General features: G+C 65.2%; 12 protein-coding genes and 1 tRNA gene. 8 read left to right on the forward strand and 5 right to left on the reverse strand.

Annotation, left to right across the window (positions count from 1 at the left end; translation table 11 throughout):
• The 4 genes from V9L21_RS08945 to V9L21_RS08960 form a co-directional block, all read right to left on the reverse strand.
• A partial coding sequence (locus V9L21_RS08945; RefSeq protein ID WP_337311062.1) for an ESPR domain-containing protein occupies positions 1-2,617 on the reverse strand: 2,617 nt, incomplete at its 3' end.
• Between the two features lie 382 nt (positions 2,618-2,999).
• Positions 3,000-3,076: transfer RNA gene (locus V9L21_RS08950), tRNA-Pro, on the reverse strand.
• Between the two features lie 35 nt (positions 3,077-3,111).
• Positions 3,112-3,816, reverse strand: a complete 705-nt coding sequence (locus tag V9L21_RS08955) for a glutathione binding-like protein (RefSeq protein ID WP_337311064.1) — start codon at positions 3,814-3,816, stop codon at positions 3,112-3,114.
• A 129-nt stretch (positions 3,817-3,945) separates the two neighbouring features.
• Complete coding sequence (locus tag V9L21_RS08960; protein ID WP_337311066.1) at positions 3,946-5,625, reverse strand: FAD-dependent oxidoreductase; 1,680 nt, start codon at positions 5,623-5,625, stop codon at positions 3,946-3,948.
• Positions 5,626-5,795: 170 nt separating this feature from the next.
• On the opposite strand from V9L21_RS08960, the gene V9L21_RS08965 reads away from it, so the two are divergent.
• From V9L21_RS08965 to V9L21_RS08980, 4 genes are all read left to right on the forward strand, one after another.
• Entirely contained in the window at positions 5,796-6,671 is an 876-nt protein-coding gene (locus V9L21_RS08965; protein ID WP_337311068.1) for a GNAT family N-acetyltransferase, read from the forward strand.
• A gap of 176 nt (positions 6,672-6,847) precedes the next feature.
• A complete protein-coding gene (ppk1, locus tag V9L21_RS08970; RefSeq protein WP_337311070.1) occupies positions 6,848-8,986 on the forward strand; it encodes a polyphosphate kinase 1 in 2,139 nt (712 codons plus the stop codon).
• Positions 8,987-9,005: 19 nt separating this feature from the next.
• Positions 9,006-9,467 (forward strand): SixA phosphatase family protein, encoded by a 462-nt coding sequence (locus V9L21_RS08975; protein ID WP_185868070.1) that lies wholly within the window; start codon positions 9,006-9,008, stop codon positions 9,465-9,467.
• 228 nt (positions 9,468-9,695) lie between these two features.
• The gene (locus tag V9L21_RS08980) at positions 9,696-10,478 is read left to right on the forward strand and encodes a hypothetical protein (RefSeq protein ID WP_337311073.1); all 783 of its coding nucleotides are present in this window, start codon (positions 9,696-9,698) and stop codon (positions 10,476-10,478) included.
• A gap of 6 nt (positions 10,479-10,484) precedes the next feature.
• Here V9L21_RS08980 and V9L21_RS08985 read toward each other — a convergent pair whose 3' ends face one another.
• On the reverse strand, positions 10,485-12,005 hold the full coding sequence (locus V9L21_RS08985) for a Ppx/GppA phosphatase family protein (protein ID WP_337311074.1): 1,521 nt from the start codon (positions 12,003-12,005) through the stop codon (positions 10,485-10,487).
• Positions 12,006-12,253: 248 nt separating this feature from the next.
• On the opposite strand from V9L21_RS08985, the gene pstS reads away from it, so the two are divergent.
• From pstS to pstB, 4 genes are read left to right on the forward strand one after another with little or no spacing between them, the layout of a single operon-like run.
• Complete coding sequence (gene pstS, locus V9L21_RS08990; protein WP_337311076.1) at positions 12,254-13,291, forward strand: phosphate ABC transporter substrate-binding protein PstS; 1,038 nt, start codon at positions 12,254-12,256, stop codon at positions 13,289-13,291.
• A 34-nt stretch (positions 13,292-13,325) separates the two neighbouring features.
• Complete coding sequence (pstC, locus tag V9L21_RS08995) at positions 13,326-14,405, forward strand: phosphate ABC transporter permease subunit PstC (protein ID WP_126746521.1); 1,080 nt, start codon at positions 13,326-13,328, stop codon at positions 14,403-14,405.
• Positions 14,402-15,292, forward strand: coding sequence for a phosphate ABC transporter permease PstA (gene pstA, locus V9L21_RS09000; RefSeq protein ID WP_126746520.1), 891 nt, complete (start codon positions 14,402-14,404; stop codon positions 15,290-15,292). The genes pstC and pstA overlap by 4 nt, the downstream gene beginning before the upstream one ends.
• A gap of 20 nt (positions 15,293-15,312) precedes the next feature.
• The gene (gene pstB / locus V9L21_RS09005; RefSeq protein ID WP_021007056.1) at positions 15,313-16,092 is read left to right on the forward strand and encodes a phosphate ABC transporter ATP-binding protein PstB; all 780 of its coding nucleotides are present in this window, start codon (positions 15,313-15,315) and stop codon (positions 16,090-16,092) included.
• Positions 16,093-16,108 lie beyond the last annotated feature (16 nt).

The raw sequence follows: 16,108 nt of genomic DNA on the forward strand, positions 1-16,108 counted from the left end.
GGGCGGCCACCAGGGCGGTGTCGGAGCCGTTCTGGCCGTAGAAGCCGCCCGCGAGGGTGCCGCCGGTCCAGGTGAAGCTGTCGTTGCCGTCGGCCGCGCTGGCCGTGCGGTCGTCGCCGTAGATGTTGCCGCTGAAGCTGCCGCCGGTGAGCGCCAGGCTGTCGTTGCCCAGGCCCAGGATGGCGTCGCCGGTGACGGTGCCGGCGGTGGTGACGACGGCGTTGCCGCCGAGGGTGTCGGTGCCGGTACTGGCGGCGTCGCCGTCGCGGATGGCGATGCCGGAGGCGGCGCCGTTGACCACTGCGGCTGCGCCGATGTTGATGGTGCCGCCGGCTGCTGCCAGGGTGTGGATGGCCGCGGCGGTGCCGCTGCCGCTGGTCACGCTGCCGCCGGTGGCGTCGACCTGGTAGGTGCCGCCAGCCGAGGTGGCGCGCAGGCCGTCCGCATTCGCGCCCGTCGCCGTCACGGTGCCCGCGTTCATCTGAATTGCAGCCAGGCCAAGGGCGGTGTTGGAGCTGACGATGCCCGAGGCAGAGGTGCCTGATGTGCTGACCGTTCCGCCGTTCATGATCGCCGTCGCCGTCGAGGTGCTGTTGACAGTTGCGACGCTCGCTGAAATACCAACCGAATCTTGGCCGACCGTTGTGATCGTCCCTGTGTTCAATGCCGTTGCATTGCCCACAGCGCCCTGATCGACTGCTGCCTGCAGGCCTTGGGCGGCGATACCGGTGGTGGATATCGTCCCTTGATTCACGGCCGTGGCGTCACCTGCACCGTAAAGCACGCGGGCTGCCGTGCCTTGCGCGAACTGCCCCTTGGTGGCGATGGCCCCCTGGTTGGTGGCAATCGCGTCCCCATAGCCCATGACGTCTGCAAAGACGCCGATGCCGTAGGGCGACCCATTGGTCGCGACGGTTCCACCGGCCTGGAGCGTCGCAATCGCAGTGCCGTGCTTCGACGAATCACCGTTGTCGATATGCGCACCGATCCCGGTGGAGTAGGGACCGTTGGTCGTGACGGCGCCGCTCGAGGTGGCTGTTGCAATGCCGTTTCCGGTCGTTGCGGCGTAGACGCCGTAGCCGAACGTGCCGCCTGTCGTGATGGTTCCGGTGTTGCCCGCAGTGGCGTTGCCGCCCGTAGCCAATGCGTAAGTGCCGAAGTTGCCATCGAGACCCGAGGCGCCGGTCGTCAGTATGGTTCCAGCGTTCGTCGCTGTCGCATTGCCGGTTCCCATGGCGTGGGCAAGGATCCCCTTGGCGCCGTCGGTACCGCTGGTCTGAATGGAAGTACCCGCCGAAGAACTGGCGACGGCATCGCCGGCCCCCGCTGTGCCGGCATAGACCCCGTAGCCGTAGCTGCCCGCAGTGCTGATGCGGCCGTTCAGCAGCGTGGCAGTGGCCGTGCCATTGCCTTCGTTGCGTGCGTAGATACCGGCGGCGCCGGTCCCCAGTGTGGTGATCGTCGACGCTGCGGCATCCATGGTTGCCGTTGCCGCGGCCGTGCTGGCCGGGTTCACGACAGCGGCCCAGATTCCGTAGCCGTTGCTGCCCTTGGTCGCGATACTGCCACCTGTCATGGACGCGGTCGCGGCGCCCGTGCCGACGGCCAACGCGGCCAGCCCGACGCCGTCCGCTCCGTTGGCGATCACCGTTCCCCCCGTCTGGCTGGTAATCGCGTCGCCGGACCCGTAGCCGACCGTGGTAACGACCGAGCTGGCGCCGTTCGTCGTCGCAGTGCCGCCAGACATGGTGGCGTACGCATCGCCGGAGCCCTGTGTCGCGGCGACGACGACCGAGTTACTCTTGGCCTGTGTGGTGGCCTCACCGCCCGTCATGGTGGCCACAGCATCGCCATTGCCACGCGCCAGCGCGAAAGCCGCGTGCGACCCGCCTGCCGCAGTGCCGGTGCTGATCGAACCGCCGTTCACCGTGACCGTCGCCGTGCCCGTGCCTTTCGTTTCGGCATGCAGACCGACCCCTGAACCCTGCGTGCCGTTGGTGGAGATGGAGCCGCTGTTGAGGATCGAGGTGGCATTGCCGTTGCCGACGACGCTGGAGGCGACGCCAGAAGCGTATTCGCCTTTGCTGGTGATGTTCGCACCATTGATGACGATGCTCGCATCACCGTTAGCGCCGCTTGTGAGTGAGTTGGCCAGCACAGCCCAGGCTGCACCGGACGCAGGATTGCCCGCCGGGGTGGTCAGATTGATCGTGACGGGGCCGTTGACTTCGATCAGTCGATTGCCTGTGCCGAAACCACCCGAATAGACAGCATTGTTGGTTACCGGCGCGGTGACCGGCGCGATGGTGAAGGGCGCTGCGGTGCCGTCCACGATGACAGTGATGCCGTCGGTGCCATATGCAATGCCGGTGGTGTTCGGGTTCGCATCCCCCACTGGCGTTCCGTCACCGTTGCAGATGACGGTTCCACCAACGGCGACAGCTCCGCACTCATTGGCCGCCCAAGCGGACGATGCGCCGCCGAAAACCGCCGCCGCCAGGAGGGCGGTGCCGAGCGCGATGCTCGAGGATTTCTTGCCGCGTGCGGCGCAGACCTCACTTGCAGCAACCCATGTGCCCAGTGCCTCGTTATAGACACTCTTATAGAACGTATTCATGTTGTCTGGAACCTCCCTAAGGTCCAAGACGGTGCGGTCTGTCAGACCTATTTCCGGCAATCCCACCGCTTGGAAAGCGCCATACGTGCGCTTGCGGCGGAGACTAGTTGTTTAACTTTGTTAACGCCAAGGAACTAGGTCACGCTTATTTATCGATAGCGTGAAGCGATCAGAGCCCGTGCCAGTTTTTTCACACTTTGTGGGTTGGACTGCGGAAGTTCGGGGCGTGGCCGAGGGTGGGCCAGTGGGAGCAACACTCCCGCCGGATGCGTAGCGGGGAGTTCGGAGACCGAGCACCAACTGAAGGGGGGGCTAGACGCCGGAGCCGAAAAGCAAAATGCCTGCAACAACCGAAGTCATTGCAGGCATTCACTTTTTTTCTTGGTCGGGGCGAAAGGATTCGAACCTTCGACCCTCTGGTCCCAAACCAGATGCGCTACCAGGCTGCGCTACACCCCGACAAGCCTTCCATTCTAGCTTGAATATCGAGGCTCTCAGCGCTTCTCGTACTGAGTCTTGCCGAAAAGAATCTCGCGCTCCTTGTCGCCGGTGATCGGCTGGCGCAAATCGGCCAGCACTTTCACGCCCCGCTGCACTGCGGGCCGTGCGGCAATCGCGTCGAACCAGGCTTTCAGGTGTGGGTAGTCGGTGAGGGTGATGCCCTGCTTGTCCCAGCTGCGCAGCCACGGGAAGATGGCGATGTCGGCAATCGAATAGGTCTTGCCTGCGATGAACTTGTTCTTCGACAACTGCTTGTCGATCACGCCGTAGAGCCGCTTGGCTTCGTTGCTGTAGCGCTCGATGGCGTAGCTGATCTTTTCAGGCGCATACATGCGAAAGTGATGCGCCTGGCCGAGCATGGGCCCCACGCCGCCCATCTGGAACATGAGCCACTGCAGCACGTCGTAGCGCTCGCGGTCGGTCTTGGGCAGCAGCTTGCCGGTCTTGCCCGCCAGGTACACGAGGATGGCGCCCGATTCGAAAAGCGAGATCGGCTTTCCGTCCGGCCCGTCGGGGTCGGTAATCGCGGGGATCTTGTTGTTCGGACTGATCTGCAGGAAGTCGGGCGCGAACTGGTCGCCCTTGCCGATGTTGATCGGGCGTGCGTTGTACGGCAGGCCGCACTCCTCCAGCATGATGTGAATCTTGTGGCCATTGGGCGTGGGCCAGGAATAAACCTCCATGGGCGATGCGGGCATGTCTGGCGCTCCGATATGCGGGTTGTGATTTGGGGGTTGTGATTCGAGGCAGGCAGCATATACGCGGCCATTCAAATGCGTGCAGCGCCGGGAATTGCAGCGCGCCGCGCCACCGCCTGGCGAAGCCGCTCAGGCAACGGCCGAGTTGGACGACAGGTGCTGGTGAATCAATGCCACCACCGCAGCCCCTTCGCCGATGGCGCCGCCCACGCGCTTGACCGAGCCCGAGCGCACATCGCCCACGGCAAAGACGCCTTGCACACTCGATTCGAGCGCGGTGGAGGGCCGCGCCGGAAAGCCGCTGCTCGCGGCGGCGCCGGTCAGCACAAAGCCGTGCTTGTCGACCGAAACCCCGCAGCCCTCCAGCCAACTGGTTTCAGGCTCGGCGCCAACGAAGAGAAAGATGTTGCGGGCCGCGCAATCGTGTTCTTCGCCGCTGGTCTGGCAGCGCCACCTGGCGCCGGTAAGGCCTTCGTCGGAGCCGCCGTTCAGCTTGACCAACTGGGTGTGCGGATGCAGTTCGATGTTGGGCGTGGCCTCGATGCGGTCGATGAGGTAGCGCGACATGCTGGCCGCCAGCGAAGGGCCGCGCACCAGCACATTGACCTTGGCTGCATGGCGCGACAAGAACACCGCCGCTTGTCCGGCTGAGTTGCCGCCGCCGACAAGCGCCACCTCTTGCTGCGAGCAGAGCTTTGCTTCGATGGCCGACGCCCAGTACCAGATGCCGCGGCCTTCGAACTCCGACAGCCGCGGCACATCCGGCCGCCGGTAGCGCGCGCCGCTGGCAATGACCACGGTGCGCGCATTGATGGTGCGGCCGTCGGCCAGCGCAATGCGCAGGCTGCCCATCGGGTTGTTGCGCGTGCAGTCCAGTGAGGTGACCTTCACCGGAATGAGCATCTCGACGCCGAATTTCTGGGCCTGCACGAAAGCCCGGCCCGCGAGGGCCTGCCCCGAGATGCCGGTGGGAAAGCCGAGGTAGTTTTCGATGCGCGCACTGGCGCCGGCCTGGCCGCCGAAGGCGCGGCAATCGAGCACGATCACGTGCAGGCCTTCGGAGGCCGCGTACACCGCAGTGGCCAGGCCGGCTGGGCCGGCACCCACCACGGCCACGTCGAACAGCTCGTCGCGCTCGGCGGTGTCCACCATGCCGAGGCAGCGGGCCAATGCATCTTCGGCCGGGTTGACCAGCACCGAGCCGTCAGGGCACACGGCCAGCAGCTTGCAGGTGCCGTACTGTTCGAGCAGCGCTGCGGCATCGGGATCTTCCGCCGCATCGACCAAGTGATAGGGGTGGCCGTTGCGGCGCAAAAAGTTCTCGAGCCGCGCCATGTCGGGCGACTCGGGCTTGCCGATGAGCACCGGTCCGCTCGCGCCCGATTCAATGAGCGCCACGCGCCGCAAAATCAGCGCGCGGGTAATGCGTTCGCCAAGATCCGCTTCGGCCACGAGCAGCGCGCGCAATTGCGCAGGCGGTACCACCAGCGCTTCGACTTCTTCGTCTGCATGGCCGTCGACAAGGGCAGGGCGGCCGCTCAGCTGGCCCACCTCGGCAAGGAACTCGCCCGGCCCCTGGCGAACGATAGGCACCACATGCCCGAGGCCGTCGCGCTGGGTGATGGCGACCACGCCCTTGAGCAGCACGAACATGCCCGGGCCTGTTTCTCCGGCGGTGAAGAGCCTTTCCCCGCGCGCAAACCGCTGCACCGTTCCGAAGCGTGCAATGCGCGCGATCTCGGCGTCGCTGAGAACGGGAAAGGTCTGGTGAAGGCGGTTGTCGAAATTGCTGCTTGCGTCTGTGGCCATTTAAAGAAACTCCAGTGTCGCGACCCACCGCATTAGACAGCCTTGCGGGCCGAATGGGGCAGCCCCGAAAAGGGCCCAAACACGCTGTAACACCGTCATGCAAATGCCATGCCGCTGACATGCCGGTTTCACCGCGAGTGCAGAGACTCCATCGGCAGAAAGGGTTCCCAATGAAAGAACTGCCCAATCCGACGTTTCCGCTGTCGCAGATCGGACTGCGCGCCGCCTTGTGGCCCGTCCCTGCCGTTGCAAACGCTGCGCGCACGTCGGTGCCGGAGGCGCCCGCCGCGGTTCTGGTGCCGCCGGTCGTCGATGCCAAGCAGGGCATCACGGTGAGCTGGGCACGCCACCTCGACGACGTGCGCGCCGCGCAGCGCCTGCGCTATGAAGTGTTCGTCGGCGAAATGGGCGCGCGCGTAAGCACGCCGGTGGCGGGACACGACATCGACCTGTTCGACGACTTCTGCGAGCACCTGCTGGTGCGCGACGAACTCACGCAGCAAGTAATCGGCACCTACCGCGTGCTCACGCCGGCCCAGGCCCGGCGCGTGGGCAGCACCTACAGCGACACCGAATTCGACCTGACCCGCTTGCGCGACCTGCGCGAGCGCATGGTGGAGCTGGGCCGCAGCTGCGTGCATCCCGATCACCGGCAGGGCGGAGTCATTCTTGCGCTGTGGGGCGCGCTCGCCGGCTTCATGCACCGCAACAAGCTCGACACAATGATCGGCTGCGCGAGCATTCCCATGTCACATAACGGCGTGACCAACGGCGACGCGGCGGCCAGCATCTGGCGCCAGCTGTCGGCCAGCCACATGGCGCCGATCCAGTACCAGGTGCAGCCGAGGCTGCCGCTGCCGGTCGAACGCCTGGACAGCGCGCTCGACGTCGAGCCGCCGGCGCTCATCAAGGGTTACCTGCGCCTGGGCGCCAAGGTGCTGGGCGCTCCGGCGTGGGACCCGGATTTCAACACCGCGGACCTGCCGATGCTGATGCGCATCGACGACTTGCCGGCGCGCTACCGCAAGCACTTTCTGGGCGCATGAAACCAGCGGTCGCCCGGCCCGCCGCCAGGCCATCTGCTTCTTCACCCGGTGCGGGAGAGCCGGGTGCAGGGGAATCGTCGTCACAGGGGCGTCACGGAATCGTCACAAACAAGGACGAAACTGTCATATTTCCGCCTATCTGCGCTCCCGTGCCCCTTGCCCCAGAATCAGTGCCCATGGAATCTGCTACCGCTCGCGGGCCGCTTGCGGCCGAGGCATCGGCGCTCACGCTGCTCGACCGCGACCACAGCATCCTGTCCTTCAATGAGCGCGTGCTCGATTGGGCGCACCGGCCCGAGGTGCCGCTCATCGAGCGCCTTCGCTACCTGTGCATCGTTTCATCGAACCTCGACGAATTCTTTGAAGTCCGCGCCGCGCCGCACCTGATTGCCAGCAGCGCCAGCGACCAGAAGGGCACCTACACCACCGAATCGTTCGAGCGGCTTGCCGAGGCTGCCCACACGCTGGTGGGCCGCCAGTACGCGCTGTACAACGACGAGCTGATGCCCACGTTTGCCAAGCACGGCATCCACATCATTTCGCACGGCGAGCGCAATGCGGCGCAGCGCAAATGGGTGAGCGAATATTTCGAGCGCGAAGTGCGCCCGTTGCTGATTCCGGTGGGGCTCGATCCGGCACACCCGTTTCCGCAGGTGGCCAACAAGTCGCTCAACTTCATCGTGCGGCTTGGTGGCAAGGACGCATTCGGGCGCGAAAACCCGATCCAGATCGTCAAGGTGCCGCGCGTGCTGCCGCGCGTCATTCGCATGCCGGCCAAGGTGTCCGACGGCAAGACGCTGTTCGTGGCGCTTTCGAGCGTGGTGCGCGCACATTTGTCGAGCATGTTCCCGGGCCGCGAGGTGGGCGACTTTTCGCAGTTCCGCGTCACGCGGCATTCGGATCTTGCGGTCGACGAGGAAGACGTCAAGAACCTGCGCACCGCGTTGCGCCAGGGCCTGCAGCACCGCCATTACGGCCAGGCCGTGCGGCTCGAGGTGTCGGCCAGTTGCGCCGAGTCGCTCGCGAGTTTTCTGCTGGCGCAGTTCAACCTGCCGCCGCAGGCGCTCTATCGTGTGCACGGTCCCGTCAACCTGGCGCGGCTCACCCAACTCATCGACCTGCTGGACGAGCCACAGCTGCGCTTTCCGCCGTACTCGGCTTCCTACCCGGTCACGCTGTCTCCGGCGCAGTCGTTCTTCGAGCGGCTGCAGCGCGGCGACGTGCTGATTCACCAGCCCTTCGAAAGCTTCGACGGCGTGCTCGCCTTTTTGCGAGAGGCCGTGCAAGACCCGCAGGTGCTGGCCATCAAGCAGACCATCTACCGCACCGGTGCCGATTCGGAACTGATGGACCTGCTGCGCGAGGCCGTGCGCCGCGGCAAGGAAGTGACGGTGGTGGTGGAGCTCAAGGCGCGCTTCGACGAAGAGGCCAACATCAACTGGGCCGAAATGCTGGAGTCGATTGGCGCGCAGGTGGTGTACGGCGTGGTGGGCCTGAAGACTCACGCCAAGATGCTGCTGGTGACGCGCCGCGAGGGCAAGCAGATGCGCCGCTACGGCCATCTTTCCACCGGCAACTACAACCCGCGCACCGCCAAGCTGTACACCGACATCAGCCACCTCACGGCCGATCCGCTGCTGACGGCCGACATGGAAGCGGTGTTCGTCCACCTGGCAAGCCAGAGCCGCCTGCCCAAGCTCAACCGCATGTGGCTGGCCCCGTTCGACCTGCACAAGAACCTCATTGCGCAAATCGATGCCTTGAGCGTGGCTGCCGCAGCCGGAGAGCCCACGCGCATCGTCGCCAAGATGAATGCGCTGACTGACGACCAGCTGGTTGCGGCGCTGATGCGTGCAGGGCAGCAGGGCGTGAAGATCGACCTCATCGTGCGAGGCGCCTGCACCCTGCCGGCGCAAGTGCCGGGGTTGACCGACAACGTCCGCGTGCGCTCGGTGATCGGCCGGTTCCTGGAGCATTCGCGGGTCTTCTACTTCCGCAGCGGCGAGGAAGAGTCGCTTTACCTCTCGAGCGCCGACTGGATGAACCGCAACATGATGCGGCGCGTGGAACTGGCCTGGCCGGTCACCGATCCGAGCCTTCGCCAGCGCCTGATCGACGAATGCCTAGTGGCCTACCTGCACGACGGCCGCGACGCATGGGACCTTGGCGGCGACGGCATCTACACGCGCGTCGACCACGACACCCATCGCGGCGAGGCGGGCGCTTCTCGCGCCGTCGAGGCGCACGGCGCGCAGACCGCGCTCATGAACCGATATGCATCGCGAGGGCATCACCCCGATGCATCCAGCAACTGACCATCGAAAGACGATGAGCATGGACTTGATCTTCTGGCGCCATGCCGAAGCCGAGGACTGGACCGAGGGCTGCGACGACCTGCAGCGCTCCCTTACCGCACGCGGCGAGAAGCAGGCCAAGCGCATGGCAAGCTGGCTCGACCGGCAATTGCCCGACGGCACCCGCATCATCTGCAGCCCCGCGCGGCGCTGCGAGCAGACCGCACTCGCGCTTGGGCGCAAGTACAAGCTGCGTTCCGAACTCGCGCCCGACACCACGGCCGAGGCCATGCTGGGCGCGGCGGGCTGGCCCAACGGAAAGTCGGTGGTGCTGATGATCGGGCACCAGCCCTCGGTGGGGCAGGCCATTTCGCTTCTGCTGGGACTCAAGCAGGACAGCTGCCCAGTGCGCAAGGGCGCGCTGTGGTGGATTCGCACGCGCGAGCGCGATGGCGACGTGCAGACCGTGGTGGTCACCGTTCAGTCGCCTGAGCTTCTCTGATGGCGACAAGGGCAGAAAATTTGCCCGAAACTGTAAACTAATTGGCCAAATCCGGGCCGCGCGGCAGCCATATGTAGGCACAATGGCCGCGCCAGATGCATTTAGTCACAAATTGCATCCATAACTTACAACCACAAGGCGATTGCGCAGCAAGTGCCTTGTGTGCCGCGGATTTCCGGGCGACGGGTGTCGGAGGCTGTTGCAGCCGTCTTTCACCGCGGATGCCCCATGAAAGCACTCGTTTCCCTGCTGGCTGCTGCAGCCCTCCTTGCCGGATGCGCCACGAGCACGCCCGAGCCTGCACCGCAGGTTCGCCACGACGCCGCCCGGTCGATCTCGAAGATCGAACTCGTCTACAACGATCAGGACCAGCTCACGGTCATGGACGGTGGCGGCTCCGCCATCATCGGATGGGCTGGGGTTTTCGGGCCAGTCGGTAGCTTGGTGGCGCTTGGCGTCGAGGTCGGCACCCGGGTGACCAAGGCCAGTCGCATGGAGCGGCGCACCCTCGAGTTCACGGCCGCCGTAAAGAACAGCGGGGCGGCGTCGCTCAACCGGCAATTCGCCGAGCAGCTGGCGGCGCGCCTGCGTACCGGAGGCCGCGAAGTCAAGCTGACGCCCGCGCCGCGCGTGGACGGCGAACTCGCGCAGTTGCACGCAGCCGGCTTCCAGCCCACGCCCGGCTACAGCACGTTGGTGGTTCGGGTCACCACAATCTATTCGGCGCCCGACATGACGTCCAGCTTCAAGCCCTTCGTGGCCATCGAGCAGTCGCTCAAGAACGAGCAGCAGGCCGTTCTCTACCAGACGACCCACACTTCCGACTTGGAGGAGCCGGCCTTCCTGGCCTACGACGGCCTGCTCCAGGACAACGCCAAGGCGCAGGACGGCCTGCGCCAGGGGCTTTCGAAGATCCTCCATCCTGCCTATGCGGGCATGTTCGGCGAAGACGAGTCGTCCCGCCTGGCCAGTGCGGAAGTTACCCGCACGGCCGGCCTCGAGGCGAAGTGAACCGGCTCAGGCGCCGTTGAGTTCCACGCGCCAGTTGCTGGTCTTCTGCCAGGCCAGCACTTCTTCGCGCAGCAAGTGCGCGGACTGGGGGTAGGCATCGGCCCAGTCGGGCGCACAGACGATCGTGAAAGCCCTGGCGCCCAACGCCGCGAGATGCAGCGCCTGCGGATCGGGATCGCGGCGCGCGTGGCACAGGATCACTGCCAGACGCAGGGACAGCAGCTGCATCACGAAGGTCTCGTCGTCGAGAGCGGCCTCGAGCTTGCGCAGCTTGCCGCGCTGGCCCAGAACCAGCTGGCCGAGCGCGTGCAGTTCATTCACGGCAAAGCCGGGCGCGTCGGTGTTGTCCAGAATGTAGGCGCCGTGCTTGTGATAGTCGCTGTGCGACACCAGCGTGCCAATTTCATGCAGCTGCGCCGCCCAGCCCAGTTTGCGCAATGCCCGCCCGGCGCGGCTGGTGGAGCTGCCGCCGCGTGCCGCCGGCGCCAGTTGCACGAAGAGCGCCGCGGCCGTTTCGCCCACACGCTTGGCCTGGGCCGCATCGACCGAGAAGCGGGTGGCCAGCCGCGCCACGGTGGCGGTGCGCAAATCGGCCACGCCTTCGTCTCGTTCCAGCAACTCGTAGAGCACGCCGTGGCGCAGCGCGCCCTGGGCTACTTTCATTTCCTCGATGCCGAGCAGGTCGAACACCGCCCGCAGCACGCTCACGCCGCCGCCAATCACGGGCTTGCGGTCTTCGCGCATGCCGTCGATGCGCAGCTTGTCGGCGCTGCCGGCCTTGAGCAGGCGGTCGACGAGCCAGTCGAGCCCGTCGCGGGTAATCAGCCCGGGCTCGCCGCCGGCTGCGGCCAGCACGTCGCCCACCGCGCCGATGGTGCCGGAGGCACCGTAGGCCACGTCCCACTGGTCGCGGGTGTAGCTTGAAAGCGCATCGTCCAGCACGGCCTTGGCAGCCACCTCGGCGGCGCGGAATGCGGCGGGGGTGAAGAGGCCTTCGGCAAAGTGCTTCATCGACCACGCGACGCTGCCGACGCGGTAAGACTCCATGAGCTTGGCCTCGAGCGCCTGGCCGATGATCATTTCGGTCGAGCGCCCGCCGATGTCCACCACCAGGCGGCGCTCGCGGTCGGAGGCGTCGGTGTGCGGCAGCATGTGCGCCACGCCCTGGTAAATAAGGCGGGCTTCCTCGCGCCCCGGGATCACGTCGATGCCGAACCCCAGGATGGTGCGCGCGCGCAATAGGAATTCTTCGCGGTTGCGGGCCTCGCGCAGCGTTTGCGTGGCCACGGCCCGCACCTGCGAGCGCTTGAAGCCGGCCAGCCGCTCGCCGAAGCGGGCGAGCGCGTCCCAGCCGCGCTGCATGGCCTCGGGCGTGAGGTTGCGGGCGCTGTCCAGGCCGTTGCCCTGGCGCACCGTCTCCTTGAGGTATTCGGTGCGGTGAATCTGACCGTGGTCGACCTGTCCGATTTCCAGCCTGAAGCTGTTCGAACCGAGATCGACCGCTGCGAGGCGGGTGCCGTTTTGCATTTTGTAGTGAAGAGGGCGGGGCTGTGATCGTAGCGCCATGGCCTGGCGCGCCGCCCCGGTCGCGTAGCGGCGAGGGTTGGAAGGCTAGAGACCCTGCATGACGGTTCCATGACAGCGTCACAAAAGCTCTCGCCGCAAAGATGGCTTTTCCCTCTATGGCAGGGTGTCACATTGATGTCACACAAGCTTTCTAGAGTCCGTCCCAAGCCCGAAAGGGACTACTTCTTACTTCTAAAAAAGGAAGCCTTATGAAAACGACTTTCAAGTTTGCAGCTGCCGGCCTCGTGGCCGCGGCCTTCGCCCATGTTCCCGCTTTCGCACAAGATGTGACCGGCGCCGGCGCCAGCTTCCCGGCACCGCTGTATGCCAAGTGGGCCTCCGATTTCAACAAGAGCACCGGCGTCAAGATCAACTACCAGTCGGTCGGCTCGGGTGCCGGCCTCAAGCAGATCGAAGCCAAGACGGTCGATTTCGGCGCTTCGGACGCCCCCCTGAAGGACGAAGAACTCCAGGCCAAGGGCCTGATGCAGTTCCCCACCGTCATCGGCGGCGTGATTCCCGTGGTGAACATTCCCGGCATCAAGCCGGGCGAGCTGAAGCTCAACGGCCAGGTGCTGGGCGACATCTACCTGGGCAAGATCACCAAGTGGAACGACCCGGCCATCAAGGCGCTGAACGGCTCGCTGGCCCTGCCGGACGCTGCCATTGCACCGGTTCGCCGTGCTGACGGTTCGGGCACCAGCTTCCTGTTCACCAACTACCTGAGCAAGGTCAACGCCGAGTGGAAGAGCAAGGTCGGCGAAGGCACGGCCGTGAACTGGCCCACCGGCGCGGGTGGCAAGGGCAATGAAGGCGTCGCCGCTTTCGTGAACCGCCTGCCCAACTCGATCGGCTATGTCGAATACGCCTACGTGAAGCAGAACAAGATGACGTACGCCCAGCTGCAGAACGCCGCCGGCAACTTCGTCTCGCCGGAAGACACGGCCTTCAAGGCCGCTGCCGCTGCTGCCGACTGGAGCAAGAGCTTCTACCAGGTGCTGACCAACCAGGCCGACAAGGGCGCATGGCCGATCACCGGCGCGACCTTCATCCTGCTGCACAAGGCGCAGGACAAGCCCGCCAACGCCACCACCGTGCTGAAGTTCTTCGACTGGGCCTACAAGAACGGCGACAAGACCGCCGACGAGCTCGACTACGTGCCGATGCCCGATACGGTGAAGGCCACGATTGCCAAGGCATGGGGCGAGGTGAAGGACGCATCGGGCAAGCCGGTCGCGTTCAAGTAAGCAACCCACCCACCCAGCCCAGAACGGCGCATCCATGAGCAGCACACCGCTCCAGGATGCGCCGCATTCGTCTTTGCCGGAGCGACCCGTGTCATCCACTTTTCCTGCTTCCGCATCCGCGCTCGACCTCGCTGCCGAGCGCGGCCGCGCCACTGCTCCACCGCCCGCCAAGGCACCGCGCTCCGGCCCCATGGCCGACCGCCTGTTCGGCTGGGCCGCCAAGGGCGCCGCGCTGCTCACGCTCGCGATGCTGATCGGCATCCTGCTGTCGCTGATTGCCGGCGCATGGCCCGCCATTTCGAAATACGGCCTGGGCTTTCTCACCAGCAGCGTGTGGGACCCCGTACAGAACGAGTACGGCGGCCTGGTCATGATCTACGGCACGCTGGCCACCTCGATCATCGCGCTGGTGATTGCGGTGCCGGTGAGCTTCGGCATTGCACTGTTCCTTACCGAGCTTTCGCCCAGCTGGCTCAAGCGCCCGCTGGGCACGGCCATCGAGCTGCTCGCCGCCGTGCCGTCCATCGTGTACGGCATGTGGGGCCTGCTCGTGTTCGGCCCGATTCTTTCCACCTGGGTGCAGCAGCCGCTGCAGAAGCTGCTTGCCGGCGTGCCGTACCTCGGCGCCCTGGTGTCGGGCCCACCGGTGGGCATCGGCATTCTGTCGGCCGGCATCATCCTCGCGATCATGATCATTCCGTTCATTGCCTCGGTGATGCGCGACGTGTTCGAGGTGACGCCGCCGCTGCTCAAGGAGTCGGCCTACGGCCTCGGCTCCACGACCTGGGAAGTGGTCTCGAAGGTTGTGCTGCCCTACACCAAGGCCGGCGTCATCGGCGGCATCATGCTCGGCCTTGGCCGGGCCCTGGGTGAGACGATGGCGGTCACCTTCGTGATCGGCAACATGAACCAGCTCAATTCGCTGTCGGTGTTCGAGGCTGCCAACAGCATTACCTCGGCGCTTGCCAACGAGTTTGCCGAAGCCGGCGCCGGCCTGCACCAAGCGGCGCTGATGTACCTGGGCCTGGTGCTGTTCTTCATTACCTTCGTGGTGCTGACGCTCTCCAAGGTGCTGCTGGCCCAGATGAAGAAGAGCGAAGGGACCAAGTCATGAACACGAGCACTGCACAAAACCTGCTGAGCGCCAAGGCACTTGCCGAAACGCGCCAGGCCAAGTTCGCCTCGCGCAAGCGCGTGAATCAGATCGCGCTCACGCTGTCGCTTGCCGCGATGATGTTCGGCGTGTTCTGGCTCATCTGGATTCTTTGGGAAACGCTGCGCCTGGGCCTTGGCGGCCTGGCGCTTGCCACATTCACCGAAATGACCCCGCCGCCGAACGAGGCCGGCGGCATCGCGAATGCGATCTTCGGCTCGTTCGTGATGGTGGCGCTGGCCACCTTCGTGGGCACGCCGATCGGCATCATGGCCGGCATCTACCTGGCCGAGTACAACCCCAAGGGCTGGCTCTCGTCGGTCACGCGCTTCGTCAACGACATCCTGCTGTCGGCCCCGTCGATCGTGATCGGCCTGTTCGTGTATGCCGTGGTGGTGGCGTACTTCAAGACCTTCTCGGGCCTTGCGGGTGCGCTTTCGCTAGCGCTGATCGTGATTCCGGTGGTGATTCGCACTACCGAGAACATGCTGCAGCTGGTGCCGCCGGGCCTGCGCGAAGCGGCCTATGCACTTGGCACGCCGAAGTGGAAGGTGATCTTGAGCATCACGCTGCGCGCCGCGCGTGCCGGTGTGGTCACGGGTGTGCTGCTGGCCGTGGCGCGCATTGCCGGCGAAACCGCGCCGCTGCTCTTTACCGCGCTGAACAACCAGTTCTGGACCGCCGACATCAGCCAGCCAATGGCCAGCCTGCCGGTGACGATCTTCAAGTTTGCGATGAGCCCGTACGAAAACTGGCAACAGCTGGCCTGGGCCGGCGTGTTCCTGATCACCGTGGCCGTGCTTGCCCTCAACATCCTGGCGCGCGTTCTTACGCGCAACAAACTCTGATTCAAGAAGAAGTAGCAACCATGCCAAACACCGTCGCACAACCGTCGCGCTCGAAGATCTCGGTCAAGGACCTGAACTTCTACTACGGCAAGTTCCACGCGCTCAAGGGCATCAACCTCGAGATTCCCGAGAACAAGGTCACGGCCTTCATCGGCCCGTCGGGCTGCGGCAAGTCGACCCTGCTGCGCACCTTCAACCGCATGTTCGAGCTCTATCCGGAGCAGCGCGCCGAAGGCACCATTGCGCTGGACGGCGAGAACCTGCTCACGTCCAAGCAGGACGTGGCGCTGATCCGTGCGAAGGTCGGCATGGTGTTCCAGAAGCCCACGCCGTTCCCGATGTCGATCTACGACAACATCGCCTTCGGCGTGAAGCTGTTCGAGAACCTGAGCGCCAGCGAAATGGACGACCGCGTGGAGTGGGCGCTCAAGAAGGCCGCCCTCTGGACCGAAGTGCGCGACAAGCTGCAGCAAAGCGGCTCGGGCCTTTCGGGCGGCCAGCAGCAGCGCCTGTGCATTGCACGCGGCATTGCCATCAAGCCCGAAGTGCTGCTGCTCGACGAACCGTGCTCCGCGCTCGACCCGATTTCGACCGCGAAGATCGAAGAGTTGATCGCCGAGCTGAAAAACGAGTACACCGTGGTCATCGTGACGCACAACATGCAGCAGGCCGCACGCTGCAGCGACTACACCGCGTACATGTACCTGGGCGACCTGATCGAGTTCGGCGCGACGGAACAGATGTTCTTCAAGCCGCAGCGCAAGGAGACCGAGGACTACATTACCGGCCGTTTCGGCTGATGCCAAGGAGGCACAC

It is taken from the genome of Variovorax sp. CCNWLW235 (assembly GCF_037204085.1).
GTDB lineage: Bacteria > Pseudomonadota > Gammaproteobacteria > Burkholderiales > Burkholderiaceae_C > Variovorax.

Bases quoted from the DNA above. Each gene is read 5' to 3' on its own strand.
- V9L21_RS08985 (WP_337311074.1), bottom strand. From the start codon at position 12,005: ATGCAAAACGGCACCCGCCTCGCAGCGGTCGATCTCGGTTCGAACAGC.
- V9L21_RS08955 (WP_337311064.1), bottom strand. From the start codon at position 3,816: ATGCCCGCATCGCCCATGGAGGTTTATTCCTGGCCCACGCCCAATGGC.
- V9L21_RS08980 (WP_337311073.1), top strand. From the start codon at position 9,696: ATGAAAGCACTCGTTTCCCTGCTGGCTGCTGCAGCCCTCCTTGCCGGA.
- V9L21_RS08965 (WP_337311068.1), top strand. From the start codon at position 5,796: ATGAAAGAACTGCCCAATCCGACGTTTCCGCTGTCGCAGATCGGACTG.
- pstA (WP_126746520.1), top strand. From the start codon at position 14,402: ATGAACACGAGCACTGCACAAAACCTGCTGAGCGCCAAGGCACTTGCC.
- V9L21_RS08975 (WP_185868070.1), top strand. From the start codon at position 9,006: ATGGACTTGATCTTCTGGCGCCATGCCGAAGCCGAGGACTGGACCGAG.
- pstS (WP_337311076.1), top strand. From the start codon at position 12,254: ATGAAAACGACTTTCAAGTTTGCAGCTGCCGGCCTCGTGGCCGCGGCC.
- V9L21_RS08960 (WP_337311066.1), bottom strand. From the start codon at position 5,625: ATGGCCACAGACGCAAGCAGCAATTTCGACAACCGCCTTCACCAGACC.
- pstB (WP_021007056.1), top strand. From the start codon at position 15,313: ATGCCAAACACCGTCGCACAACCGTCGCGCTCGAAGATCTCGGTCAAG.
- pstC (WP_126746521.1), top strand. From the start codon at position 13,326: ATGAGCAGCACACCGCTCCAGGATGCGCCGCATTCGTCTTTGCCGGAG.
- ppk1 (WP_337311070.1), top strand. From the start codon at position 6,848: ATGGAATCTGCTACCGCTCGCGGGCCGCTTGCGGCCGAGGCATCGGCG.